The sequence below is a fragment of the Streptomyces sp. CB00316 genome, from assembly GCF_001905595.1.
GTDB lineage: Bacteria > Actinomycetota > Actinomycetes > Streptomycetales > Streptomycetaceae > Streptomyces.
The window spans coordinates 253,777-279,044 of the sequence record NZ_LIXI01000009.1; the positions used below are offsets into that span (position 1 = coordinate 253,777).

Annotated in this window: 23 protein-coding genes; 9 read left to right on the forward strand and 14 right to left on the reverse strand. The window is 71.5% G+C overall.

What is annotated here, in order from left to right; all coding sequences use genetic code 11:
- Positions 1 to 19: 19 nt before the first annotated feature.
- Genes AMK21_RS24990 through AMK21_RS25000 form a run of 3 tightly spaced genes read right to left on the reverse strand, consistent with a single transcriptional unit; the run spans position 20 to position 1,573 of the window.
- Positions 20 to 688 carry an HAD family hydrolase gene (locus tag AMK21_RS24990; protein WP_073881410.1) on the reverse strand — a complete coding sequence of 223 codons (669 nt, stop codon included), beginning with the start codon at positions 686 to 688 and terminating at the stop codon, positions 20 to 22.
- Positions 689 to 730: 42 nt separating this feature from the next.
- Positions 731 to 1,204: a DUF5709 domain-containing protein gene (locus AMK21_RS24995; RefSeq protein WP_073881411.1), complete on the reverse strand. Its 474-nt coding sequence runs from the start codon at positions 1,202 to 1,204 to the stop codon at positions 731 to 733.
- Between the two features lie 42 nt (positions 1,205 to 1,246).
- Positions 1,247 to 1,573, reverse strand: coding sequence for a plasmid stabilization protein (locus AMK21_RS25000; protein ID WP_073881412.1), 327 nt, complete (start codon positions 1,571 to 1,573; stop codon positions 1,247 to 1,249).
- A gap of 617 nt (positions 1,574 to 2,190) precedes the next feature.
- Here AMK21_RS25000 and AMK21_RS25005 point away from each other — a divergent pair.
- Positions 2,191 to 2,427 (forward strand): DUF5133 domain-containing protein, encoded by a 237-nt coding sequence (locus AMK21_RS25005; protein WP_073881413.1) that lies wholly within the window; start codon positions 2,191 to 2,193, stop codon positions 2,425 to 2,427.
- Positions 2,428 to 2,472: 45 nt separating this feature from the next.
- Here AMK21_RS25005 and AMK21_RS25010 read toward each other — a convergent pair whose 3' ends face one another.
- Positions 2,473 to 3,204 (reverse strand): GAF and ANTAR domain-containing protein, encoded by a 732-nt coding sequence (locus tag AMK21_RS25010; protein ID WP_073881414.1) that lies wholly within the window; start codon positions 3,202 to 3,204, stop codon positions 2,473 to 2,475.
- Positions 3,205 to 3,433: 229 nt separating this feature from the next.
- Between AMK21_RS25010 and AMK21_RS25015 the strand changes: the two genes are divergently transcribed.
- The 5 genes from AMK21_RS25015 (at position 3,434) to AMK21_RS25035 (ending at position 10,264) form a co-directional block, all read left to right on the forward strand.
- Positions 3,434 to 3,919 carry an STAS domain-containing protein gene (locus AMK21_RS25015; protein WP_073881415.1) on the forward strand — a complete coding sequence of 162 codons (486 nt, stop codon included), beginning with the start codon at positions 3,434 to 3,436 and terminating at the stop codon, positions 3,917 to 3,919.
- A gap of 495 nt (positions 3,920 to 4,414) precedes the next feature.
- Positions 4,415 to 5,143: a GAF and ANTAR domain-containing protein gene (locus AMK21_RS25020; protein WP_073881499.1), complete on the forward strand. Its 729-nt coding sequence runs from the start codon at positions 4,415 to 4,417 to the stop codon at positions 5,141 to 5,143.
- 385 nt (positions 5,144 to 5,528) lie between these two features.
- Entirely contained in the window at positions 5,529 to 6,845 is a 1,317-nt protein-coding gene (locus AMK21_RS25025; RefSeq protein ID WP_073881416.1) for an ATP-grasp domain-containing protein, read from the forward strand.
- 56 nt (positions 6,846 to 6,901) lie between these two features.
- A complete protein-coding gene (locus tag AMK21_RS25030; protein WP_073881417.1) occupies positions 6,902 to 8,935 on the forward strand; it encodes a CocE/NonD family hydrolase in 2,034 nt (677 codons plus the stop codon).
- A gap of 42 nt (positions 8,936 to 8,977) precedes the next feature.
- Positions 8,978 to 10,264 carry a cation:proton antiporter gene (locus AMK21_RS25035; protein WP_079181243.1) on the forward strand — a complete coding sequence of 429 codons (1,287 nt, stop codon included), beginning with the start codon at positions 8,978 to 8,980 and terminating at the stop codon, positions 10,262 to 10,264.
- A gap of 13 nt (positions 10,265 to 10,277) precedes the next feature.
- Here AMK21_RS25035 and AMK21_RS36700 read toward each other — a convergent pair whose 3' ends face one another.
- From AMK21_RS36700 to AMK21_RS25045, 3 genes are all read right to left on the reverse strand, one after another.
- On the reverse strand, positions 10,278 to 10,403 hold the full coding sequence (locus tag AMK21_RS36700; protein WP_267893934.1) for a hypothetical protein: 126 nt from the start codon (positions 10,401 to 10,403) through the stop codon (positions 10,278 to 10,280).
- Complete coding sequence (locus AMK21_RS25040; RefSeq protein WP_073881419.1) at positions 10,403 to 11,290, reverse strand: glucose 1-dehydrogenase; 888 nt, start codon at positions 11,288 to 11,290, stop codon at positions 10,403 to 10,405. Before AMK21_RS25040 ends, AMK21_RS36700 begins: the two co-directional genes overlap by 1 nt.
- A 70-nt stretch (positions 11,291 to 11,360) precedes the next feature.
- Positions 11,361 to 12,239, reverse strand: coding sequence for a pentapeptide repeat-containing protein (locus AMK21_RS25045; protein ID WP_079181244.1), 879 nt, complete (start codon positions 12,237 to 12,239; stop codon positions 11,361 to 11,363).
- Between the two features lie 112 nt (positions 12,240 to 12,351).
- Between AMK21_RS25045 and AMK21_RS25050 the strand changes: the two genes are divergently transcribed.
- Both AMK21_RS25050 and AMK21_RS25055 read left to right on the forward strand, forming a co-directional pair.
- On the forward strand, positions 12,352 to 12,924 hold the full coding sequence (locus AMK21_RS25050) for a PadR family transcriptional regulator (protein WP_073881421.1): 573 nt from the start codon (positions 12,352 to 12,354) through the stop codon (positions 12,922 to 12,924).
- A gap of 63 nt (positions 12,925 to 12,987) precedes the next feature.
- Positions 12,988 to 14,712: an acyl-CoA dehydrogenase family protein gene (locus tag AMK21_RS25055; RefSeq protein WP_073881422.1), complete on the forward strand. Its 1,725-nt coding sequence runs from the start codon at positions 12,988 to 12,990 to the stop codon at positions 14,710 to 14,712.
- A 9-nt stretch (positions 14,713 to 14,721) separates the two neighbouring features.
- On the opposite strand, the gene AMK21_RS25060 is transcribed toward AMK21_RS25055, so the two are convergent.
- The 6 genes from AMK21_RS25060 to AMK21_RS35175 form a co-directional block, all read right to left on the reverse strand.
- Positions 14,722 to 15,480, reverse strand: a complete 759-nt coding sequence (locus AMK21_RS25060; RefSeq protein WP_073881423.1) for an IclR family transcriptional regulator — start codon at positions 15,478 to 15,480, stop codon at positions 14,722 to 14,724.
- Positions 15,481 to 15,617: 137 nt separating this feature from the next.
- The gene (locus AMK21_RS25065; RefSeq protein ID WP_073881424.1) at positions 15,618 to 17,684 is read right to left on the reverse strand and encodes a neutral/alkaline ceramidase; all 2,067 of its coding nucleotides are present in this window, start codon (positions 17,682 to 17,684) and stop codon (positions 15,618 to 15,620) included.
- A 261-nt stretch (positions 17,685 to 17,945) separates the two neighbouring features.
- Complete coding sequence (locus AMK21_RS25070; RefSeq protein WP_079181245.1) at positions 17,946 to 19,580, reverse strand: alpha/beta hydrolase; 1,635 nt, start codon at positions 19,578 to 19,580, stop codon at positions 17,946 to 17,948.
- 84 nt (positions 19,581 to 19,664) lie between these two features.
- Positions 19,665 to 21,032: a sensor histidine kinase gene (locus AMK21_RS25075; RefSeq protein ID WP_073881426.1), complete on the reverse strand. Its 1,368-nt coding sequence runs from the start codon at positions 21,030 to 21,032 to the stop codon at positions 19,665 to 19,667.
- On the reverse strand, positions 21,029 to 21,694 hold the full coding sequence (locus AMK21_RS25080) for a response regulator transcription factor (RefSeq protein WP_073881427.1): 666 nt from the start codon (positions 21,692 to 21,694) through the stop codon (positions 21,029 to 21,031). The genes AMK21_RS25075 and AMK21_RS25080 overlap by 4 nt, the downstream gene beginning before the upstream one ends.
- Before the next feature lie 50 nt (positions 21,695 to 21,744).
- Positions 21,745 to 21,882 carry a hypothetical protein gene (locus AMK21_RS35175; RefSeq protein WP_158070731.1) on the reverse strand — a complete coding sequence of 46 codons (138 nt, stop codon included), beginning with the start codon at positions 21,880 to 21,882 and terminating at the stop codon, positions 21,745 to 21,747.
- A 319-nt stretch (positions 21,883 to 22,201) separates the two neighbouring features.
- On the opposite strand from AMK21_RS35175, the gene rph reads away from it, so the two are divergent.
- Positions 22,202 to 24,820, forward strand: a complete 2,619-nt coding sequence (rph, locus tag AMK21_RS25085; protein ID WP_107429989.1) for a rifamycin-inactivating phosphotransferase — start codon at positions 22,202 to 22,204, stop codon at positions 24,818 to 24,820.
- Positions 24,821 to 24,872: 52 nt separating this feature from the next.
- Here the strand turns inward: rph and AMK21_RS25090 are convergent, their stop codons facing one another.
- Positions 24,873 to 25,229: a PRC-barrel domain-containing protein gene (locus tag AMK21_RS25090; protein WP_073881428.1), complete on the reverse strand. Its 357-nt coding sequence runs from the start codon at positions 25,227 to 25,229 to the stop codon at positions 24,873 to 24,875.
- Positions 25,230 to 25,268: the final 39 nt, after the last annotated feature.

The window sequence follows — 25,268 nt, forward strand, 5'->3', positions numbered from 1 at the left end:
GCCCACAGGTGGTCCGCCCTCAGCCCGGCGGGGAGCAGAGAGGGCTCTCGTCCAGGCGGGCGAGCAGGTCGGCGGCGTCCCGGAAGACCGCGTCCGCCCCCGCCGCCTCCAGGTCCGCCCGCGGAATTCCGCCCGACAGCAGCGCCACCGCGCGCACCCCGGCCCGGTCCGCCGCCTCCATGTCCCACACCGTGTCCCCCACGAACACTCCCTGACCGGCACCGGCACCGGCCAGCTCCAGGGCCAGACGTACGGGTTCCGGGGCGGGCTTGCCCTCGTCGACGTCGTCCGAGCTCGCCGTATCCCGGATAGCCTCGTCGGCGTCAACGGCCCGCCGCAGGGCCGCCAGCTCCGGCCCGCTCGCCGAGGTGGCGAGGACGACCCGCCAGCCGCGCCCGGCCAGGGCCCGCAGCAGATCGCCCGCGCCCTCGAAGGCCGGGAGGCGGTCGAAGTACGTCCCGTAGAGAGCCTTGTGCGCGGAGCTGATGGCGGAGTCCTGGTCAGGGTCCCGGTCCTCGCCGAGCAGCCGCTCGATCAGATCGCCGGAACCGAGGCCGACCGCCCGGTGGATCTCCGGCATCGGCACGGTATGCCCCGCCTGCCGGAACGCCTCCCACCACGCCACCACGTGCAGATGGTTGGTGTCGGTGAGTGTGCCGTCCACGTCGAAGATCGCCGCGCCTGCCATGTGCACCCGTTTCCTCCGCTTGCGTGCCCCCCGCTCACCCGGTCAGGCCCGTCGTCCCCCGCCGTCCTCGTGGTCCGCGACGTGCACGGCCGCTTCCTCGGCCGACGCCGCTCCGCCGTCGATGCCCACGTCCTCGGCGAAGACATCGGTGTTCCGGCCCGTGGCGTCGTCCGCCGCCGCGAGCCTCCCGGCACGCGCGTCGCCGTCGATCCGCTCCTGCGGCTCGCCGTCGCCCTCCGGAACATCGCCGATACCGTCGCCGTCCGGCGGTTGCACGTCCGCCACCTCCTGGGCGAGCCGCCGGTCGAGCGGTTCGCCCTCACGCCCCTCCTCGCCCGTGGTGCCGAACTTGTCGACACCCAGGGGGCGTTCGGGAGGGGAGTAGCCCTCTTCCATCTGGTCGTCCAGATCACGCTCGCCGAGCGTGTTCTCCAGGTCGAGATCGTCGTTCGGCGGGTCCTGGCCGTCGTCGTCCTGCGGCTGGTACACATCGTCGCCGCGTCCTTGGTCGCTCATGCCGTCCTCCTCTGCGTAGGGTTCATCCGCTGCACGGAGAAGTCAGCGCCCGACAGCCTTCCGCAGCTCCGCCTTGTTCATGGAGGAGCGCCCGTCAATGTTCTTCTTCTTCGCCTCCTCGTAGAGCTGGTCCTTCGTGGGGCCCTTCGCCCCCTGGTGGGAGCGTTCGCCACCGCGTTCGTAGGCGGACTTCCTGTCCTTCACCGACGTCCTGCTCGCGGTCTTCGACTCGCCGGACCGGGCGCGCTCCTTGTTCACCGTCCTGGCGGCGATCTCCTTGGCGCGCTTGGCGGAGGTGCCCCGCTCCTCCTGGCTCTCCTTGATGCGCTCGTACTGGCGCTCACGCTTCGCACTCGATCCAGCAGGCATGACGTGCTCCTTGATCCGCCCCGTCGGCCGCGTGGCCGCGAGACCTCCATCGAAACGGGTGAGTCGGCCACCCGGGTGGACGCCCACCCGCGTTTCCCGTACGAGCCCCAATAAACCGCGCCGGGAGGAAGGGGGCACGCCCGTCGTGCCGTTCCGCGTCCACTGGAGTGAAGGCGCCTCGGCGAGGGGCGGACTCTCTTTCGTGTGCGGCGCCGAGGGCTGTTTTCCCAACCCACCGGCGCCTGAGCTCCGCGTACGCCGGATGCCTGATAAGGGGAGTACCCCTCGCCAGGGCACTAAACATGTCGGGGAATACCGGGCCGTGACGCGTCGGTGCACCCTTCACGCGCTTGCATGAATCGCGCAGGGCTGGGCACAGTTGTGGAACGAGGTCAGGAAGCGGCCGGCTCGAATGGTCCGCGTTCCCTCGGGTGAGCCGTGCTTTTACCGGATCTCTCCTTCTTCCCCCGTCGTCTTAGTGCGTGCCACCCGGTCATGCGTGCGCGATAGGCGCTGTCGGTGTGTCGCTGTGTGTCGGTTGTCCGTCTCGGGAAAAGCTGTCCGCGCTCGTTCACTTCGGCGGGCGCCCTTTGGTCGTGAGAGAAAGGCAGAGCGCGATGCTGATGGCACATCCCGCGGTACTCGAGGAACTTCTGCGCCGCTACGAAGAGTTGCGGGCACTGTACGGCGGGGGCGACGAAGGGCTGGCCCGTGGCCTGGAGGACGTGACCTACACGTTGTGCGTCTCCACCGGGACCCGTGACATCGCCGCGGCGCTCGTCGCCGCCCGTGAGCAGTTGCAGCGCTCGGCCCCGAGAGCGAAGGCCCCGGCCTCAGCTTCGGTCCCCGCCTGACGGGCGGCCCGTCGGTCGCGGCGGACCGCCCGTGCCGGTGAGGTCTCAGGGGCGCGGGCGCAGCCGTGGGCCGCTCGCCGGCGGGGCGCCGGAGATACTGCCGACGAGTTGCCCGCAGAGGTCGCGCAGCTTGACGTTGCGGTGCTGCGAGGCGGTGCGCAGGGTACGGAGAGCCTCTTCGGCCGGGCAGCGGCGCTGGCTCATGACGATACCGATCGCCTGGTCGATGACCGTGCGCGACCGCAGGGCGGCATGCAGGTCCGAGGTGAAGGTCCGGGCGTCGGAGAGCCGCTGGGCCAGGGCGATGGCGCCCGTCGCCTGGGCGGCCAGGTCGCGCAGGGCGCCGAGGTCGGCGTCCTCGAAGCCCTTCACCTCGGGCGAGTAGATGTTCAGCGCGCCCGCCGTGTGGGAGTGCGCGGCGATCGGCAGGGAGTGCGACGACAGGGTCCCGGCGGCGGCGGCGAAGGCCGGGTAGCCGTTCCAGCGGTTCTCGACCCGCATGTCGACCACGCTGACCTCATGCCCTTCGCGCAGGGCCTCCAGACAGGGGCCGTGGTCCTGCCCGTACTGCGCCTCGTCCAGGGCCGGTGCGCTGGTTCCCGCGCTCACCACGGTCAGAGGGCGGTTCTCCCGCTCCAGCGTGATGCCGCAGCCGTCGGCGCCGGGAGCGTTGGCCAACGCTCCATCGACCAGCGCCTGAAGGAAGTCCTCCAGCGTGTCGGTGTCGAGGAGCAGGGAGACGAGGTCGGGCGTCCCGGGGGGCGGGGCGTCGGTCATGGTGCTCCCTTCCGGGCCGGAACAACCCTAGGGCCTTTCAGCCAGCATGGCACGATCCGGGACGTGGCGTCGCAGCGGTTCGCGTGTGGTGCCCGGCCGCGCGCAGGCCGAAGAGGCGCGGGAAAAAGGGGTGTCGGATGCCCGAACGGCGGGCAGGCGCGGAGCGAGGTCAGGAAGCGGCCTCTCCACCGGTCTGCTTCCTGCCCTGCCTGCTTCTGCGGAGTACACGATGTCCTTGCTGAGCTATCGCCTTGACGAGTCCCACGTGGTCGTGGAGCTGTGGGAGGTCGTCGACCTCGACAGCGAGGCGACGATCGAGCAGGAGCTTTCCCGACTGCTGCCCTGCTGCGGCCCCAACACCGTGATCGTGGACGTCCTCACCCCTCTGCTCACCCCACGGGCCCTGGGTGTGCTGCTGCGCGTGCGCGCGGTCGCCCAGCAGCGCGGCGTATCGATCGCGGTGGTGGCCCGGCACGAGACCACGCGTGAGGTTCTGAGCGCCGCGGGGCTCAACCGCGTCCTTCGCGTCGCGTTCAGCCTCCAGGGCGCCGAGCTCCGGAGCCGAGGGTGCGGACCGGGCGCCGACGCCTCCCGGAAGGAGGAGGCCCGGGAGCGAGCGGCACGACGGATCGCGTTGGCGGAGACCGCCCGGCGCCCGCGCAAGGCGGTCGGGCCGTACACCGACACGTCCCTGCCGCGCTTTCCCGGGGAGTGACGGCGGCCGGCTCCGTCCGGGCGCCGGACACCGAAGGCACCTTCCGGCCCTGCCGGCCGGGCTCGGCGACGCCGGGCGGACCGTGGCGGCCGAGAGGGCATAATGAAGCGCTGGAGGTCAGGAAACGGCCCTTGAGATTTCTTCCTGCCTCCTTGGAGTTCCCGTGAACCACGCTTTCCCCCGCCGCTTTGCCGCGGTCCCGGTCGTCGGCCCTTCCCGCCCGGTGTGCATCCCGGCTTCGGCCGCCCGCGGCCGCCCGTGGTCGGCCGGGCCCTCTCTACGGGAAAGCCTCAGCAGTCCTGTGACCTCGGCCGGTGGCGTGCCCGCCCTCGTACGGCCCGCGCTCACCCACGCCTGACCCCCCGCACCCCCGGAGCCTGTCCCAGGTGCCGATGCGTCGGTGGAGGTTGCCCTGTCCCAGCGGCCCCGGACTGTGCCGCGCCAGCTCTGCCCCGCCCTTTCGGGAGGCGGGGCACCGCCCAGAACGAGATGATCATGACTGACAGGCCCGTGGCCGAGGCGCCGGACACGACCGCGCTGCTCCTGGAGACGAAGTCGCTGGACGAGTTCCTCCAGGCACTCGGCCGCAGCGCCCTGGCCTTGGTGCAAGCGGCCGACGGGTGCGGCATCACGCTGGAGCGGCAGGGGCGTCCGGTCACCGTCTCCAGCGTGGGAGCCTCCGCCACGAAGCTGGACGAGGCCCAGTACGGGCAGGACGACGGCCCGTGTCTCCAGGCCATGCGCACCGGCCTGGAGGTCAGCGTGCCCGACACGCTCCGGGAGAGCCGCTGGGCCGACTACCCCGCCTACGCCGCGGTCTGCGGTGCCCGGTCCTCGCTGTCGCTGCCCATCGCCCCGCACAGCCACACCGCAGGTGCCCTCAACCTGTACGCGCCGGTCCCGGGCGCCTTCGAGAAGGCCGACCTGACGGCCCTGCGGCTGCTCACCGCGCAGGCCACCGGGGCCATCGCCCTGGCTCAACGTATCGCCGACACCGAGGAGTTCGCCGCCGACCTGGAGGCCGCCCTCCAGTCGCGTACGGTCATCGACCAGGCGATCGGCGTGGTCGTCGGGCAGCAGCGCTGCACCCCGGAGAAGGCCTTCGAAGTCCTGCGTACGGCATCCCAGCACCGCAACGTCAAACTCCGGGTGCTCTGCGCCGAGCTGATCGCCAGCATCACGGGCGAGACTCCCCCCGAGGCACGGATCCAGCCCCGGGGGTGACATACCGTCGGGCGGCCACCCGCCGGATCAGGACGACGCCGGGCAAGGGGCGTCGGCCGGCAGCCGGGCCCGGCGTACGGCGTTGGCGGCGAGCGCCCGCGCGGACGTCCTCCAGAAGCTGAACGACATCGGCTTCCTTCCGGCCGGCCAGGCGGTCACGTACTGGGTCGACGAGGCGCCCGAGGACGTCGTCTCGACGACGACTCGGCGTTCAGGCGCTCCAGGACGCGCTGGCAGACGCTGGAGGGGGCGGGCGAGGTGCTCAACGCACGGACGAGGGCGAGTGCGGAAGTGGCCCGGTATTCCTAGCGTCGGCCGTTTCCGTTTGAACCTCCGAACAGGGGTAGACGGCGCACAACCCCGCTGTCCGACGAGAGGAATCCCTGTGTCCCGAGATCAGCGCAAGAACATTTTCGTCATCGGAATGGACGAGGCCAACCTGCGCACGCTGGAGGCCGTCCCGGACGCGGACGGATTCCGCCTCCACCCGCTCCTCAGCCTCAAGGAGTTGCAGGAGGACACCACCACCGTCGAGGAACTGCTGACCGACGCACGTGCCGTACTCGACGCGCACGAGGGCAGTATCGACGCGATCGTCGGCTACTGGGACTTCCCGGTGAGCACTCTCGTCCCCCTCCTGAGCAAGGAGTACGGGACGACCAGCACCAGCCTCGAATCCGTCGTCAAGTGCGAGCACAAGTACTGGAGCCGGCTGGAACAGCAGAAGGTCATCGACGAGCACCCCCGCTTCGGCATCGTCGACCTGGACAGCGACGATCCGCAGCCGCCGGAGGGGATGAGCTTCCCCATGTGGCTGAAGCCCGCCCTGGCCTACTCCTCCGAGCTGGCCTTCGGTGTCTCGGACATGGAGGAGTTCCGGACGGCGGTCGCGGACATACGCGGGGGCATAGCCCGGGTCGGAAAGCCCTTCGAGGCGATACTCGACCTTCTGGAACTCCCGCCGGAGATGGCGGGTGTGGGAGGCCAGGTCTGTCTCGCCGAAGAGGCCATGACCGGAATCCAGGTGGCCGTCGAGGGATATGCGCAGCAGGGCGAGGTCACCGTCTACGGCGTCCTCGACTCGATCAACTACCCCGACTCCTCGTCCTTCCTGCGCCACCAGTACCCGAGCACCCTCCCGGCCCCGGTCATCCAGAAGCTGCACGAGGTCAGCGAACGGACCATGCGGCAGATCGGCATGGACAACGCCACCTTCAGCATCGAGTACTTCTACGACCCCAAGACCGGCGACATCAGCCTGCTGGAGATCAACCCCCGGCACTCCCAGTCGCACGCGGAGATGTTCCACTTCGTCGACGGCGTGCCCAACCACCACCGTATGTTCCGCCTCGCCCTCGGCGGTGACCCGGCCCTCCCGGCGGGCGGCGGCCGCTACAAGGTGGCCGCCAAGTGGTACTACCGCTGGTTCGGTGAGGGGCGCGTCCACCAGGTGCCGACCGCCGAGGAGATCGCCGCCATCGAACGGGACATCCCGGGCGTCCACATCGACATGGTCCCGTCCGAGGGCCAGAAGCTCTCCACCGTCCGGGGCCAGGACAGCTACAGCTACGAAGTCGCCCACATCTTCACCGGCGGCGACGACGAGGACGACCTGCGCCGCAAGTTCGACGCCTGCGTCGCCGCCCTCGGCCTGAGCTTCGACGAGACCGAACCGGGTGGGCGCGGCCGGAATTCTTCGTGACGTCCCGGGTACCCGCCCCCACCGGACCCGACGTCAGGAAGGACCCTGCTACCCGTATGCGATTCGTCGAACAACTTCCGTACGAGACCGAGGTGGAGGACCACGTCACCGTCCCCATGGCGGACGGGGTGCGGCTGTCGGCCAGGATCTGGCGGCCCGTCCTGCCCGACGGGGAGCCGGTGCCCGCGGTCGTGGAGTACATCCCATACCGCAAGAACGACCTCACCTCCACCCGGGACGCCATCCACCACCCGTACATCGCGGGCCACGGCTACGCCTGCGTACGGGTGGACCTGCGCGGGACCGGGGAGTCGGAGGGCGTCCTCCTGGACGAGTACCTGGAGCAGGAGCAGCGCGACGCCGAAGAGGTGCTGGCCTGGGTCGCCGCACAACCCTGGTGCGACGGGAACACCGGGATGATGGGCATCTCCTGGGGCGCCTTCGCCGCCCTCCAGACGGCGGCGCGCCGGCCGCCGAGCCTGAAGGCCATCGTCATCGCCTCGTTCACCGACAACCGGTACGCGGACGACATGCACTACCTCGGCGGTGCCATGCTCTCCGACAACCTCGCCGAGGCCGGCACGATGTTCGCGTACGCCACCTGCCCGCCCGACCCGGAGGTGGTGGGGGAGCGGTGGCGGGACATGTGGCAGGAGCGGCTGGAGGCCGCCCGCCCCTGGGTCCTGGAGTGGCTGCGCCACCCGCACCGCGACGCGTACTGGCAGCACGCCTCGCTCAGCGAGGACTACGGGCGGTTGCAGTGCCCGGTCCTCGCCTCCAGCGGCTGGGCGGACGGCTACTCCAACGCGGTCACCCGCCTTTTGGCCAGTGTCGACGTGCCCCGCAAGGGCCTGATCGGCCCCTGGTCGCACAAGCTGCCGCACCTCGGCGAGCCCGGCCCCGCCATCGGCTACCTCCAGGAGGTCGTCAAGTGGTGGGACCACTGGCTCAAGGGCATCGACAACGGCGTCATGGACGGGCCGATGCTCCGCACCTGGATGCAGGAGAGCGTCCCGCCCTCCACGTCGTACGAGGAGCGCCCCGGCCGCTGGGTCGCCGAACCCTCCTGGCCCTCCCCGCAGATCAAGGAGGTGGCGCACCCGCTGCGCGGATCCACCATCGTGACGGCGGACGAGGAGGAGGCCCTCCCGCGCGGGCGTACGCGTACGGTCCAGTCGCCGCTCTCAGTCGGCCAGTTCGCGGGCAAGTGGGCCTCCTACAACGCCCCGCCCGATCTGCCCTACGACCAGCGGGAGGAGGACGGCGGCTCGCTGGTCTTCGAGACCGAACCGCTCACCGAGCGGGTGGAGATCCTCGGCTCGCCCTCCGTGGATCTGGAGGTCTCCGCCTCCGCCCCGGTCGCCCAGATCACCGCCAGGATCTCCGACGTGGCTCCGGACGGCCGCGCCACCCGGGTCACGTACGGCGTGCTGAACCTGACCCACCGGGAGAGCGACGAACACCCCGAGCCGCTGGAGCCCGGCCGCCGCTACCGCGCCCGGATCACGCTGAACGGGGTGGCGCAGGCCTTCCCGCCCGGGCACCGCGTCCGGCTCTCCCTCTCCACCTCGTACTGGCCCCTGGTCTGGCCGGCCCCGGAACCGGCCCTGCTCACCGTCCATGAGGACGGCGCCGCCCTGACCCTGCCGGTACGGCCCACCGGGGAGCCCGACGGCATGCCCCAGGCGTCCTTCGGGGAACCGGAGGGCTGCCGGCCGCCCCCGGTCACCCGGCTCACCGAGCCCGAGCAGGCCTGGAACGTGTCCAGGAGCCTGGTGGACTACCACTCCGCGCTCGACATCGTGAAGGACCGGGGCCGCCAGCGGTACGAGGACAACGGCATCGAGGTAGGGCTGCGGGCCTGCGAGAGGTACACCTCCGTGGCCGACGACTTCTCCTCCCTGAACGGCCGTTCGGCGTGGACCATGACCTTCTCCAGGCCCGGCTGGGACGTACGGGTCGAGACGAGCACCGTACTCACCTCCGACTCGGATAACTTCTTCGTGGATGCGACTCTGGACGGGTACGAGGACGGCCGCAGGGTCTTCTCCCGTACCTGGAACGAATCCGTGCCCCGGCGCCTGGCCTGAACCGGGACTTCACCGGTCGGCGGGCACGGACTGACAGAAAGAATGAGACCGGACGTGTCGATCACCACCGAAGGGGCGGTGTACGGGTGCCTCGGGCTCGCGGCCTTCCTCGCCGCCGCGCTGCCCCGGCTGCTCTCCCGTCTGCCGGTCTCCGTACCGATCGTGTTCCTCGCCGCCGGCGTCCTCCTCTACCTCATGCCGCTGCCGCTGCCTGAGGTCGATCCGGTCGCCGACCGCGGCTGGGCGCAGCACCTCACCGAGCTCTGCGTGATCACCTCGTTGATGGGGGCGGGCCTCGCGATCAACCGCCCCTTCGGATGGCGGTCCTGGGCCGCCACATGGCGGCTTCTCGGCGTGACGATGCCGCTCACGATCGGGGCGACGGCGCTCGCCACCTGGTGGCTGCTGGGCTGGCCGGTCTCCGCCGCGATCCTGGTGGCCGCGGTCCTCGCGCCTACGGACCCCGTCCTCGCCTCCGAGGTGCGGGTCGGGGAGCCCTCGGACGATGAGGAGGACGAGGACGAGGTCCGCTTCGCCCTGACGAGTGAGGCCGGTCTCAACGACGGGCTCGCGTTCCCCTTCGTCGCCGCCGCTGTCGCTCTGGCCGCGGCCGGGGAGGCCTGGTCCGGGGGCTGGGTGGCGCACTGGGTGTGGGACGACCTGCTCCTGCGCGTCGGAGTGGGCGTGGCGGCGGGAGTGGTCACCGGGCTGCTTCTGGGGCGGGTGCTCTTCCGCGCCCGGTCCCGGTCACTGCGGCTTGCCGAGCACGGCGAGGGTTTCGTGGCGCTGGCGGCGATGTTCCTGTCGTACGGGGTTGCCGAGAGCCTGCACGGCTACGGTTTCCTGGCCGTCTTCGCCACGGCCTGCGCCCTGCGCAGGTCCGAGCGCAGCCATGGCTACAACAGAGTGATGCACGACTTCGTGGAGCAGGTCGAGCGACTGCTGATGGCCGTGCTCCTGCTCGCTGTCGGCGCCTTCGTGGCGTCGGGCGGTCTGGCCTCCCTCACGTGGAGGGGTGCGGCCGTGGGGGTGCTGCTGCATCTTCTGATCCGCCCGGTATCCGGGTGGCTCGCCCAGCTGCGCGGACCGGGGGCGCCGACCGAGCGCGCGGCCACCGCCTTCTTCGGTATCCGTGGCATCGGCTCGTTCTTCTACCTCGCCTACGCCTTCGGTGAGGGGGGCTTCGGGCCCTACGAGGAGGAGATGTGGGCGGTCGTGGTCTTCGCCGTCCTGATCTCCGTGGTGGTCCACGGAGTGGCGGCGACCCCGGTGACCGCATACCTCGACCGGCGCGCGGCCAAGGCCGCGGCCGGTAACGAGGTCGCGTGATGCGGTGGGGACGTCACGGGCCTTCGCCCTCGGCGCGGACCCGGACGGCCCCCGGCTCCGGATCGGCGGGGCCGGGCACGTCGGCGCCCGCTTCGACACCGGAGCGCAGGCGGCGCAGCAGCGGCTCGGTGGTTCGCATCAGGGAAGCGGTGTGCCGCCGGTGGCGTTCATGATCTCGCCCGTGATGAACGAGGCGTTCGCGGAGGCGAGGAAGACATAGGCGGGCGCCATCTCGGCGGGCTGCGCGGGGCGGCCCAGCGGGCTCTGCTTCCCGAACTCCTCGGTGTCCGGCAGGGTCGCCGGGATGAGCGGCGTCCAGACGGGGCCCGGGGCCACCGCGTTGACGCGGATCCCGTCGGAGGCCAGCATCTGGGCGAGCCCCTGCGTGAACGTGACGATCGCCCCCTTGGTCATGGCGTAGTCCAGCAGGTGGGGGCTGGGCTTGTACGCCTGCACCGAGGTGGTGTTGATGATCGATCCGCCCGCCGGGATGTGCGGCACGGCGGACTTGCACAGCCAGAACATCCCGTACAGGTTGGTCCGCATCACCCGGTCGAACTGCTCGGTCGAGATCGCGGAGATCCCGTCGGGCTGGGACATCTGGTACGCCGCGTTGTTGACCAGCACGTCGATGCGGCCGAAGTCGGAGACGGCCCGCTCCACGAGGGCACGGCACTGCTTCTCGTCCCGGATGTCACAGACGAGGGTCACCGCCGTCCGCCCCGCCTCCTCCACCAGGCGGGCGGTCTCCCGGGCTTCCTCCTCCTCTTCGGGGAGATGGGTGAGCAGCACGTCCGCGCCTTCGCGCGCGAAGGCCAGGGCTACCGCACGGCCGATGCCGGAGTCGCCCCCGGTGACCACGGTCTTCCGGTCGGAGAGGAGGCCCGAGCCCCGGTAGGAGTCCTCGCCGTGATCGGGCGGCGGATCCATGGGGCCGGTCCAGCCGGGGTGCTCCTGGTCCTGCTGCGGGAAGTCGGGGCGGGGGTGGAGCCGGTTGGGGTCCTGCGGCTGTTCGCTGCTCTTCATGGCAGCTGGGTGCCCCGCCGTCCGGGGTCGAAACGCCCCCTTTTTTTAACGGTGGTCGGGGGCCCGCCGCTCAGGAGCCCCAGTGCCGCGGCCTGTGCAGGCCGTCCGGGATCCTGGTCGCCGTGTCGCCCCGGGCCGCGTTGACCTGCGGCTGGGTGAGGAAGAGGGCGCCGGTCAGATCGGCGCCGTTCAGGTTGGCGTCGCGCAGGTCCGCGCCGATCAGGTCGGCGTCGCGCAGGTCGGCGCCGGAGAGGTCGGCGGCGATCAGGCAGGCGCCGCGCAGGGTGGCCCCGCGCAGCTTCGCACCGCGCAGCCGGACGCCGAAGAGGTCGGCGCCCCGGTGGTTCTTCTTCCTGCCGGGGATGGCGGCGCGGGCGAGCTCGCTGGCGCGCAGCAGGTGGGCGTTCACCTCGGCGCGGAGGGCCGGGACGTCGACGGCGAGGAGGGCATCGGCGGTGTCCCGGGTCAGTGCGTCGAGCCGGTCGTAGGCGCCGCGCAGGTCACGGTGGGCGGCCCTGGCCGCCGTGAGGTCCAGGGCCTCGGCCGTGTACCGCAGAAGCTCGTGCAGCTGCCGCATCACGGGGAAGACCTCGTACATCGTGCGGGCGGAGTCCGGCTCCTCACGCCAGCTGCGGCCACCGAAGGTGACCTGGGAGACCTTCTGGCCCGCCCCGAAGCAGTCGAACACCGTGCAGCCCTGATAGCCGCTCTCGCGCAGCCGCTCGTGGATCCCGCAGCCGAAGTCCTCATGGAGGTTGGAGCACGGGGTTCCGGCGGCCTTGTCCGCGGCGAAGTCCGCCGAGCGGGCGAAGGGCAGCGCCACGCAGCACAGGCCGAAGCAGTTCCCGCAGTCGGCCCGCAGATCGGGGTGGCCGGCGTGCGCGGTGGGCTGGGACAAGGCGGTGGTTCTCCTGACGGGGCGAGGGGGCGGTGGGCGTGGGTTGTCCATTGTCCCTCGGGGTGCCGGGAGGCCGAGCCCGGGGGAGGAAGACCCGGGTGAGCCGTGTCTCACCCGGGCCCGGTGACTTGTTATGCAACGAGTTGCATAGAAGGATCGCGGTATGGCGCTCGAACACGCGATTCTCGTCTCCCTGCTGGAGAAACCCGGCTCGGGCTATGAACTGGCCCGCCGGTTCGAGCGGTCCATCGGCTACTTCTGGACCGCCAGCCACCAGCAGATCTACCGCGTCCTGAGCCGTATGGAGGCCGACGGGCGGCTCGTCGTCCGCGAAGTCGAGCAGCAGGGCCGGCCGGACAAGAAGGAGTACTCCGTCGCCGGTCCGGGCCGCGCCACCCTCGCCGAGTGGCTGCACAAGCCGATCGAGCCGGAGAGCCTCCGCCACGACCTCGCCGTCAAGATCCGGGGCGCCGCCTTCGACGACCCGGCCGCCCTGGTCCGCGAGGTCGAGCGTCACCGCCAGGTCCACCGGGACCGCCTCGCCCACTACCTCGCCGGAGAGGTGCGCGACTTCACCGGGCCGGAGGCGCCCGGACCCCCGGACGCGGGCCAGGAGCTCCAGCACGTCGTGCTGCGCGGAGGCATCGCGTACGAGCGCATGACCATCGCCTGGCTGGACGACGTACTCGACACCCTCCACCGGCTGGCCGGTCCACCGACGGGCGCCGGCGTCTGACGACACCGGCCGCCGCCCCCGTACCACCGAACACACCCTCGACCCTCCCGGAAGGCGACCTCCATGGCTGAGTCCGCGTCCCTGCTCTTCAACCCGCGCACCTACGACCCCCAGCACTTCGACCCGGAGACCCGCAGGCTGCTGCGCGCCACCGTCGACTGGTTCGAGGAGCGCGGCAAGCGCCGGCTGATCGAGGACTACCGTTCCCGCGCCTGGCTGGGCGACTTCCTCGCCTTCTCCGCCAAGGAGGGCCTCTTCGCCACCTTCCTCACCCCGGCCTCCGCCGCGGGCGACGAGGACCAGCGCTGGGACACCGCCCGGATCGCCGCGCTCAACGAGATCTTCGGGTTCTACGGCCTCGACTACTGGTACGCCTGGCAGGTGACCATCCTCGGCCTCGGTCCGGTCTGGCAGAGCGAGAACGCCGACGCCCGTGCGCGGGCCGCCGAACTCCTCTCGCAGGGCGAGGTGTTCGCCTTCGGCCTCTCCGAGAAGACGCACGGCGCCGACATCTACTCCACCGACATGCTGCTGACGCCGGACAGTGAAGGCGGCTTCCTGGCCTCCGGCTCCAAGTACTACATCGGCAACGGCAACGCCGCCGGTCTCGTCTCCGTCTTCGGCCGCCGCACCGACGTCGAGGGCCCCGACGGCTACGTCTTCTTCGCGGCCGACAGCCGCCGCGAGGCGTACCACCTGGTGAAGAACGTCGTCGACTCCTCCAAGTACGTCAGCGAATTCCGCCTGGACAACTACCCGGTGGCGCCCGCCGACATCCTTCACACGGGCCGCGCCGCCTTCGACGCCGCGCTCAACACCGTCAACGTCGGCAAGTTCAACCTCTGCACCGCCTCGATCGGCATCTGCGAGCACGCGATGTACGAGGCCGTCACCCACGCGAGCAACCGCATCCTCTACGGCCGCCCCGTCACCGCCTTCCCGCACGTGCGCCGCGAGCTGACCGACGCGTACGTCCGGCTCGTCGGGATGAAGCTGTTCAGCGACCGCGCCGTCGACTACTTCCGCTCCGCCGGCCCCGACGACCGCCGCTACCTCCTCTTCAACCCGATGACGAAGATGAAGGTGACCACGGAAGGCGAGAAGGTCATCGACCTGATGTGGGACGTTATCGCCGCCAAGGGCTTCGAGAAGGACAACTACTTCGCCCAGGCCGCCATCGAGATCCGGGGCCTGCCGAAGCTGGAGGGCACGGTCCACGTCAACCTCGCCCTGATCCTGAAGTTCATGCGGAACCACCTGCTCGCTCCCGTCGACTACCCGGCCGTCCCGTCCCGCCTGGACGCGGCCGACGACGACTTCCTCTTCCGGCAGGGCCCGGCCCGGGGTCTCGGCGCCGTACGGTTCCACGACTGGCGCCCCGCGTTCGACGCGTACGCCGAGGTGGCGAACGTCGCCCGCTTCCGCGAGCAGGCCGACGCCCTGTGCACCTTCGTCGAGACCGCCGCCCCCGACGAGGAGCAGAGCCGCGACCTGGACCTCCTCCTCGCCGTCGGCCAGCTCTTCGCCCTCGTCGTCCACGGCCAGCTGATCCTGGAGCAGGCCCGGCTGACCGGCCTGGACGAGGATCTGCTGGACGAACTGTTCGCCGTCCTCGTACGCGACTTCTCCGCGCACGCCGTCGAACTCCACGGCAAGGACTCCGCCACCGAGGACCAGCAGGACTGGGCGCTCGGCGCACTACGGCGTCCGGTTGTGGACGCCGAGCGTTCGGCGCGGATCTGGGAGCGCGTGGAGGAGCTGTCGGGGGCGTACGAGATGGCCGAGTAGCCGGCCGGGTCACTCCGGGATCGTCAGCCTGCGGGTGACCCGCAGCGCCGAGGACAGCAGCTGGGCCTTGACCTCGCTGGTCCGGTACATCCGGTCCGAGCGGAAGGAGATGCCGAGCGAGCCGACCTGGTCGCCGCTGTACACCCGTACGGCGACGCACGTCGTGCCGCGCCGGTACTCCTCCCGGTCCAGGGAGAGCGGCGCCATCGGCGACGCGTCGAGTTCCCGGATCAGCTCCTCGCGGCGCGTGACGGTGTGGGACGTCAGGTCGGCCAGGGGGTGGCGGGAGAGGTAGTTGGCGCGGGCCTCCTCGTCGAGCCCGCCCAGCACGCTCTTGCCCAGCGCGGTGGCGTGCCCGGCGTCCTCGAAGCCCACCCAGAGGTCGACCCGGGGGGCCCGTGGGCTGTCGACGATCTGGAGGACCCGGATCTCCCCCTCGTCGTACAGCGTCAGGTAGGCGGCGGCGGAGAGACCGTCGCGCAGGGAGGTGAGGAGCGGGCGGATGCTCTGGGTCCACGTCCCGTCACCGAATCCGGCGCCCGGCGACGGGCCCCGGTCGGCGAGCGTGAAGGCGCCGTCGTCCAGCACATCGAGGTAGCCGTCCTCGGCCAGTGTGTGCAGATGGTTCTCGGCCACGGCTTCGGGCAGCCCGGCCTCCCTGGCCAGCTGCCCGGCGGGGGCGCCCGTCGGATGAGCCCCAGCGGCCTCCAGCAACCGAAGGTCCCGCTGGACGGACTCGGTGGGCTCGGGGCCGGCCTGGTCACCCATGCCACCAGCATGGACCCGGCGCGGGGGCCCGGCATCTCGTGTACGGAATCCCGTGGCAGGAGGGGGCCGCCTGGGGCCCGGGCCCACCCGCGGCCGGGCCGCAGGGCCCCCTCCTACCGGCTCGCCCGGTCAGCCGGTCACCCGGTCACGGTGAACGTCGGGGACGTGCCCGTGAACGGCGTGATCTTGCCCAGCAGGTTCTTCGCGTCCCCGCGGTGCACGATCCGGTACGTGCCGGGGGCGGTGTCCGGCCCGATGTCCCAGGTGACCGTGGCCTTCGACGTACCGGTCAGACCGTTGATCCGGGTCCAGCGGTACGTGGTGCGCCAGTCACCGTCGTCCAGCACCCGCACCCACTTCCCGGCCTCAAGACGCTGGACCTCCAGGAAGGTCCCGCCCCGGCGCACGTTGTTCTTCGGGTGTCCGGTGGCGAACTCGACGGTCGCCGTGGAGCCGCGTGCGTACGAGGGGGCCGGTGAGGTCAGGACCGAGCCGAAGGACTCGCCGAGCGGCGGGTTGTCGTACACCACGCCCGTCTGGAACGTGAACTGCCGGGCCGACTCGTCCGGCGGTGCGGTGCCCCGGCCGATCGGGGTGCCCTGGCGCAGGGAAGCCGCGACCCGTGCGTACTCCTGCTGGTAGGCGGGGAGCGTGTTGCGGCCGTAGAGCGTGGAGCCGCCCTCGTAGTTCTGCGCGTCGTACTCCTCCGGCGTCGTCACGTACTGGCTGTAGGCGTTGGCGTACCCCTGGAGCAGCACCCGCTCCAGCGGGACCCCGAGCTCCTGGGCCACGGTCCGGCGGACCCTGAGCCCGGCCGTGATCGTGAACTCACCCGGGCCCGCCACCAGGTACAGCTCCCCGATCCGCATGATCTGGAGCGGGAGGATCTTGGGGGTGACCGGGTGGACGTTGCTCAGCAGACCCGTGGGGATCAGGCTCGCCTTCGGGTACTGGCAGGTCGCGAGCCAGGACGGGGTGTCGATGCGCAGTGCGTCGATGACGCCTGCGACCGGGGTGCGCATGCCCTCCTCGAAGCCGGGGATCGCCGGGCCGTCCTCCACACTGCCCGCGAGCGTCGAGGCGCCCACGACGGCGGGACAGGTGCGCTGCTCCTTCCCGTCCGTGGTGTACTCCCCGCGTACGGTGACGTTCTCCATGTCGACATAGGTGAGGCGGGCATCGACCCCGCCGGTCACCGGCCGCGCACCGGCGTAGACCTCGCGGGCCTTGTCCAGCTGGCGCTCACCGATGATGCGGGTGTTCTCGAACTCGTCCTCGGTGGGCCCCGATCCGGGCTTCAGATCGAGGTTCGGGGACATGTCGCCCGCGTTGGTGTTGGGGAACGCTGCGACAAAACCCGGGGTGTTGTCGAGATGGCGCACGCCCTCGTGGTCGTGCTCCCAGGCGTAGGCGGCATAGCCCTTGTTGTCGGGGCTGATGAGCGTGTTCTTGTTGGTGATCGAGGTGTTGTGGGTGGCGAACCAGCTGATCGCGCCCGCGTCCTTGTCGCCCTGCCGGAACCGCAGCACGGTCATCGCCGGGTCGATCCCGTCCGGGAAGGCCGCGCGGTCGGCCGCCGGATTGCGGTCGAAGGCCTCGCGGGAGCGGTTGACGCTGGCGTTGGTGAGGGTGCCGGTGCCCAGGCTGATGGTGCCGGGCTTCAGGTCGTCGTGGGCTTTGGCGACGGACTCGGCGATGCCGTCGACGATCGCCCGGTAGGTGCCGTTCTGGAAGCCGAGCACGGAGAGGTTGTACGCGACGTGGTGGGAGTAGCCGCCGGGGCCCGAGTGGGTGTGGGTGGCGGAGAGCAGCACGTTCTCGTCGCCGTACAGGCTGCCGTACCGCTCCTTGAGGCGGGCGATGACACCCTGCTGCACGGACTGGAAGATCATCGCGAGGTCGGCGTTGACGTACACGACGCGCTTGCCGGTCGCCCGGTCCACCACGACGTACGCGCGTGACCTCTGGCGCTGGTGGATGCCGGACGTCTTCTGGTCGAAGCTGGAGTAGCCCATCATCCCGGTCTCGGCAGCCTCTCCGGTGACGTCGGCGATGCCGCGCCCGATGAGGTAGTCCGCTTCCGCGGCGGCCTGCGAGGCCGATGCGGGGGAGGGGGCGCCGAGCGTGAGGGCTCCCAGCGTCGCGGCGAGTGCCAGTGCGGAGAGCTTACGTCGGGGGCGGCGAGGGGTGGGGGGTGGTGGCATCGGACCTCCTGGGGCGGGAGACGTGCGGGACCCCGGGGTCCGGTCGGCGGCTCACCGACATCGGCGGGACCCGGAGCGCTGCCCCGACGGTAGAGGTGTGTGACCTGCGTCGCATAGCTCTCTACCGGCCAGTAAATGAGGATTCCTCAGAAGCGGTGTCCGGCCTGGAGGGTTGTGCCCTTGATGTTCGCGAATGTGCCGCTCGGACGGCGGGACCCGGGCGAGGCAGGGTCTGCGTAACCTGACCATCATGCCGTCGGGTCAGCAGATCGTCCCGGGGCGGACCCGCTCCCGCTTCACCAGATAGGCGTCGACCTTCGCGGTGACGCAGGCGTCGCCCCGCCCGTACGCGGTGTGGCCGAGCCCCTCGTACGTCAGCAGCATCCCCTCCGGGAACTGCTCCGCCAGACTCACCGACTCCTCGTACGGGGTGGCCGGGTCGCCCGTCGTGCCCACGACCAGGACCGGCGGTACGCCGTCCGCGTCCACCCGGTGCGGGCGCCGCCCGCCGGACGGCCAGTCGCGACAGGTGAGTTCGGCGGTAACCCCGGCGGTTCCGTAGACCCCGGCCGCCTTGTCGGCGGGGGCGAGGGCGTCCCAATAAGGGCTCAGGGAGCGGGGGTGGGGGACGTCCAGGCAGTTGACGGCGGTGAGTGCGGCGTCGCTGTTGTCGGCGGGGGGCTCGGGGGCGTCGTCCTCCTGCTCCGCTTCGGCGTCCTCCCCTTCAGCGGTGCCGGGGTCCTCGCTCTCCTCCTCGTCGTCCAGGGCGCCCAGCTTCGTCGCATCCCCCTGGTCCGCCTCCCGCAGCGCCTCCGACAGCGGCTCCCACTGGTCCTCCGGCGTGTACATCGCCATGGAGACCGCGTCGAGGACGGCGGTCGCGTCCATGCCGCCGTACTCCGCGTACGTACTGTCCTCCGCGACCGGCAGCGGCTCGCGCTCCGCCCGCTGGTAGAGGCGCTCGATCAGCGCCCGTATCTCCTGGAGGCTTGCGCCGGGGCAGCTGTCACCGGCGATCTCCGCGCACTGCTCGGCGTAGTCGTCCACGCTCCGGCGGAAGCCGGCCGACTGGCTGATCACCCGCTGCCGCCAGTCCAGAGAGGGATCGATCGCGCCGTCCAGGACCATGGCGCGGACCCGGCGGGGAAACCGCTCGGCGTACGAGGTGCCCAGGCTCGTCCCGTACGACCAGCCCAGGTAGGTGAGTCGGCGGTCGCCGAGGGCCGCGCGCAGGACGTCCAGGTCGCGGGCCGCGTCCTCGGTGCCGACGTGCCGGAGGATGGGGCCGCTGTGCTCCTCGCAGTCCTCGGCGGCCGTGCGGGCACCCGAGGCGGCTGCCGAGCGGTCGGCTTCCGTGCGGGGGTAGAGCGGCGCGACGGTGTCGGAGGCTTCTTGCGAGGTGTCCTCCTCCTCAGCCCCGGCCGGTTCGCAGGTAAGGGCCGGAACGCTTCCCCCGACCCCGCGCGGGTCGAAGCCGACGATGTCGAAGCGGGCCCGCACCGCCGGGCCGAACGCCTCGTCCATCCCCTCCTCCAACGAGCTCACCCCGGCCGCTCCGGGCCCGCCCGGGTTGAAGACGAGCGAGCCGATGCGCTGCGCCGGACCCGTCGCGGCCGCGCGCGCCACCGGGAGGACGAACGTCCGGCCGTTCCCGGGGCGCGCGTAGTCCAGGGGGACCGTCAGCGACGCGCACTCGTACCCGTCGGTCGCGCAGCCGGTCCACTCCAACCGCTGGCCGTAGAAGGGGTCGAGGTCGGGGTGCGAGGCCGGGTCGGCGGCCCGCGCCTTGCCTGGGGCGGGCATCGGGCCGCCCGTACAGGCGGTGAGGGAGAGGGCGCCGAGGAGGGCCAGGGCGGTGGTGGCGAGGGCGGGGCGGCGACGGACGGCGCGGTTCAACGGAGTGCTCCCTGGAGAGGGTGGTGTGGTTCCGACCCGAAGCATTCCTGGGCGATGCTGAGGATTTGATGAGGCGCCGTACGGTCAGCCGCCGGTGGCCGGGCCCCCGGCGGGCAGGCGGAGCACGAACAGGGCCCCGCCGCGCCGCCCGGGCTCCGCCGTGAGACTGCCGCCGTGGGCGTGGGCGACCCAGGACGCGATCGACAGGCCCAGCCCGGTCGAGCCCGAACCGCTGCGGAACCGGTCGAAGAGCGCGCCTGCCACCTCCGGCGGCAGACCCGGCCCCGAGTCCTCCACCGTGACCGTCCCCTCGCCGTCGACGGTCACCTCCACCTCGGCCGGCTTACCCGGCAGGTGACCGTGGACGAGCGCGTTGCCGACCAGATTGGCCACCGCGCGGCGTACGAGATCCGGGTCGGCGACCACCACCACGGCCAGCTCCGCCCGCACCGCCACCCGTTGGCCCTCGCCCGCCGCGTCCTCGACGACGGCCTCCACCAACTGGTCAAGCCGCAACGGCTCCACCGCGAGAACGGCCGTCCCCGACATCAGCCGGGCCCGGGTGAGCAGCCCGTCGACCAGCGTGCCCATGCCCTCCGCGAGCCGCAGCGTGCGCCGGTGCACGTCGGTGCTGTCCGTCTCACCGCGCAGCGCGGTCTCGGCGAGCGTCCGCAGCGAGGCCGCCGGCGTACGCAGGTCGTGCGCGGCGTCCGCCAGGAACGACTCCTGCCGGTCCAGCGCCTCCAGCGCCGGCCGGACCGCCCGCCCCGAGAGCAGGTGCCCGACCCCGGCCGACAGGAGGACCAACAGGGCGCACCCGCCGCTCACCACCCAGGTCAGCCGCCGGTGGTCGGCCCACTGGGCCGACGCGTCCGCCACGGTGACGAGGGCCCCCTGCGGCGCCGCGTCCTCCTCCGCCTCCGGCGGATAGAAGGGCAGCGCGAACATCCGCACCGGCTCGCCGTCCGCCGTCCGCGCGTCCCGGGACCGGGGCTCATCGGCCCGTACGGCGGTGGCGGCCGCCTGCCGTACGGAGGCGGCGGAGACGGTGAGACAGGGCCGGCGAGGGGCGTGCTCGACGACCAGCTCCCCGGGGGTGACCACCGGCTTCCCGGACGTGGCGGCCGGCTCCCCGGCCGCCGTCGGCGCCGAGAGCAGGAAGAGCGGCGGGCACGCGGTCCCCGCGTTGTCGAGCAGCACCTCGGTGTCCAGCCGGCTGTCCTCGTCGGTCTCCAGCAGGCCCAGCGCCCAGTTGGTGTCGGCGCTCATGGCCTGGTCCAGCTGTTCACGCCCGCGCACGCCGTCGCTGCGCACCGCCAGGACCGCCATCGCGACCAGCCCCGCCGCACTCGTCAGCGCGAACAGCACGGTGATGCGCCGGCGCAGCCTTCGTACGCGAGCCGTCGGCGTCAGCGCGCGGGCGGAGCGGAACGGACGGCGTACGGCCCTCATCGGGCGGGCTCCTCGGCCAGGCGGTAGCCGACGCCGCGCACGGTGTGGATGAGCGGAGGGCCGCCGAGCTTCCGCCGCAGCTGCGAGATCAGTACCTCCAGCACGTTGGACTGCGGCTCCGCCATCTCGTCCCAACAGCTCTCGATCAGCTCCGCCCGCCCCACCGCCTGGTCGGCGCGCGTGGCCAGCACCTCCAGGACCGCGAACTCCCGGCGGGTGAAGGTCAGCAGGACGCCCGCCCGGCGCACCTGGCGCCGCGCGGTGTCGATCGCCACGTCCCCGACCCGCAGCACCGGCGGGCTCACGGCCGGAGCGCGACGGCACAGGCTGCGCACCCGGGCGACCAGCTCCGGCACGGCGAACGGCTTCACCAGATAGTCGTCGCCGCCCCGGGCGAACCCCTCCACCCGGTCGGCGACGGTGTCCCGTGCGGTCAGGAACAGCACCGGAACGGCCCGCCCGTCCCGCCGGAGCTCTTCCACATAGTCCGCGGCGTCCCCGGAGGGCAGCATCCGGTCGAAGACCGCGCAGTCGTACGCGGTGACGAACAGGGCCTCGTCGGCCTGCGGCAGATCGGCCGCCTCGTCCACCGCGAGCCCGGCGGCCCGCAGCGCGGCGGCCACCCCGAACCGGAGGTTGGCGTCGTCCTCCACCAGCAGCACTCTCACGTCGACACCCTAGGACCTGTGCATCGACCTCGTGCCGGGGCCCCTCACACGGAGAACTCCTCCCCCGGGTCGGTGTCGTCGTCCGCGTCGGCGTTCACGGCGTGGTCGACATAGACCGTGCTGCCGACCAGCATCAGCAGCACTGCCAGCCCGCCGAGCACGAATGCCGTGCAGAGTTCCATGGAGGGCACCTTCGGAGCAGCGCGGCCAAGGACTCGCCATCTCGCCATCGGCCGGGGATTGCCAGGGTGAGCAGAACACCACCTGGTCGTATCATCCGCACGCCGCAACACGCTGCTCGCCCGCAGAAGACCCGAACGCACCATCCGACAGCCCGCCGTACGGAGTCGGGGGAGCGTGGAACGTGGCGCGCAAATAGGAAAGGCAAGGAGAGCCCTCTCCTTGCCGTGTCCAACATATAGCGCACCAGGGGGCTTGCCACAAGGCCCGGGGCACCGCGCAGAATCGTCCGCCGTGCCCCGAACCGCGGAGGAAGCAGGAATGACGATGCGCCGGACAGACGTACGGGACCTTCATGAGGCCGACGCGACGCAGGTCGCCGTCGTCGGCGGCAAGGGAGCGCATCTGGGCGCGCTGTCACGGATCGAAGGCATCCACGTGCCGGACGGCTTCTGCGTGACGACGGACGCCTTCCGGCGGGTGGTGGCGCGGGTGCCCTCCATCGACGACCGGCTCGAGAGGTTGTCGCGCTCGGACCCGGACGACCGGGAGGCGCTCCGCACGCTCAGCGCGGATGTCCGCCGGGCCATCGAGGAGACCGCGATCCCCGGCGACCTCGCGGCGGAGATCGCCGGTGCGCTCGCCCGGCTCGGCACCCGGCTCGGCGAGCGGCCCGCCGTCGCCGTCCGGTCCAGCGCGACGGCGGAGGACCTGCCGACGGCCTCCTTCGCAGGCCAGCAGGACACCTATCTGAACGTCGTCGGGCCGGCCGAGGTCCTCCGGCACGTCAGCCGGTGCTGGGCCTCGCTGTTCACCGAGCGGGCCGTCGCCTACCGTGGGCGGACCGGCATCGACCACCGTACGGTCGAGATGGCCGTGGTCGTCCAGCAGATGGTCTTCCCCGAGGCGGCCGGCGTCCTGTTCACGGCCGACCCCCTCTCGGGCGACCGGCGGACCGCCACTGTGGACGCCGGCTTCGGCCTCGGCGAGGCCCTGGTCTCCGGGCTGGTGAACCCGGACGTCTTCACCGTGCGGGACGGCGAGGTCGTCGCCCGGGCGATCGCCGCCAAGCAGCGCGCCGTTCACGCCCTGCCGGGCGGCGGTACGCGGGAGGTGGAGGTCGACCCGCGGCGGCAGGGGCGGCCGGCGCTGACGGATGCGCAGGTCCTGCGGCTCGTGGAGCTCGGGCGGCGGATCGAAGCGTACTTCGGCCGCCCGCAGGACATCGAATGGTGCTTGGCCGACGACGGCTTCCGGATCGTCCAGAGCCGGCCGATCACGACGGTGTTCCCCATCCCCGACGCCGGTGACCAGGACCCTCACGTCTATGTCTCCGTCGGCCATCAGCAGATGATGACCGACCCCATGAAGCCGCTGGGCCTCTCCCTGTGGCAGCGGACGGCCATGGTGCCGATGCACGAGGCCGGCGGAAGGCTGTTCGTCGACGTTACCCGCCGACTGGCATCGCCCGCGTCACGCGCCGCCCTCCTGGACGTGCTGGGCAGAGGCGATCCGCTGGTCAGGGACGCTCTGGAGACCGTCCTCGACCGGGACGACCTCGTCCCCTCGCTCCCGGAAACGGGCCCCGGAGGGCCACCGGCCGGGGGCGCGTCGGAGCCGTCGGCCGAGGTCGATCCGGCGATCGTCCCGGAGCTGATGGAGCGCAGCCGGGTGTCGGTCGCCGCCTTGGAGCGTGACCTGCGGACGAGGAGCGGACCGGCGCTGTTCGACTTCCTGCTGGAGGCCTTCGAGGAGCACAAGCGCGTCCTCGGCGATCCGCTGAGCATGCGGGCGATCACGGCGGGCACGGAGGCCACCTGGTGGCTCAACGACAAGCTGGGGGAGTGGCTGGGAGAGAAGAACGCGGCTGACACGCTCACGCTCTCCGCCCCCGGCAACATCACGTCGGAGATGGGACTGGACCTGCTCGACGTGGCGGACGTCATCCGCCCGCACCCCGAGGTGGTGGCGTTCCTCGAGGGAGTGCGGGACGAGGGTTTCCTGGACGAGCTGGCGAAGCTGCCCGGCGGCACCGAGGCGCGCGAGGCGATCGACGCCTACCTCGACCGGTACGGCATGCGCTGTGTGGGCGAGATCGACATCACGAGGCCACGCTGGCGCGAGCGCCCCACCACGCTCGTCCCCCTGATCCTCGACAACGTCAGGAACTTCGGGCCGGGCGCCGCCGCACGGCGCTTCGAGCAGGGTCGGCAGAAGGCACGGCAGAAGGAGCAGGACGTGCTGTCGCGCCTGCGCGCCCTGCCGGACGGGGACCGCAGGGCCGATGAGGCCAAGCGGATGATCGACCAGGTCAGAGCCTTCGCCGGATACCGGGAGTACCCGAAGTACGGCATCGTCAGCCGCTCCTTCCTCTACAAGCAGGCGCTTCTGGAGGAGGCCGAGCGCCTTGTACAGGCCCGTGTGCTGTCCGAGAAGGAGGACATCTTCTACCTCACGTTCCATGAGCTCCACGAGGTCGTGCGCTCGCGCCAGGTGGACGACCGGCTCATCCAGTGGCGTAAGGACGCGTTCCGGTCGTACCACGCGCTCACACCGCCCCGGGTGCTCACATCGGACGGCGAGGCTCTCACCGGGGCGTACCGGCGGGAGGACGTACCGGCCGGGGCCCTGGCCGGCCTGGCCGTCTCCACCGGGACCGTCGAGGGGAGGGCCCGCGTCATCCTGGACCTGACGGACGCCGACCTCGAAGCGGGCGACATCCTGGTCACGAGGTTCACCGATCCCAGCTGGTCGCCGCTGTTCCTCGGCGTCGCGGGCCTGGTGACGGAGGTGGGCGGCCTGATGACCCACGGCGCGGTGATCGCCCGGGAGTACGGCCTGCCCGCCGTCGTCGGCGTGGAGCGCGCCACCCGGCTGATCCGGGACGGGCAGCGGATCCGCGTGCACGGAACCGACGGGTACGTCGAGCTCCTGCCCTGACCGCACACCTGACCGCACGCCCGACCGCACCCCTGACCGGCCGGGCAGGGCGTCAGCGGCGGGCCAGGACGCGTACGCCATCGGCCGGTGGCCGGTACGCCAGACCGAAGTAGGCGAAGAGCGCCGGTTCGTCCTCGGCGGGCAGGACGTCGTCCGTCCCGATCGAAGGGCCGTCCTTCACCTTGGCCTTGGCGTGGGCGACCTTCACGTAGTCCGGGCCGACGACGGTCCCCTCCAGCGGCACGAAGACCAGCCGGTGACGGGTCGGCAGGCCCACGATCACGGTGGCGAACGCCGGCTGGTCCGTCCCCGTGTCGACGTAGACGGACTCCAGGGACCCGATCCTGCGCCCGTCGGGGTCGACGACGTCACGCGTACGCCACTCACGGATGTCTGCGCTCTCGATCACGGCGGAACTCCTCGGGGTCGGCCAGGTCGTACATGGCGG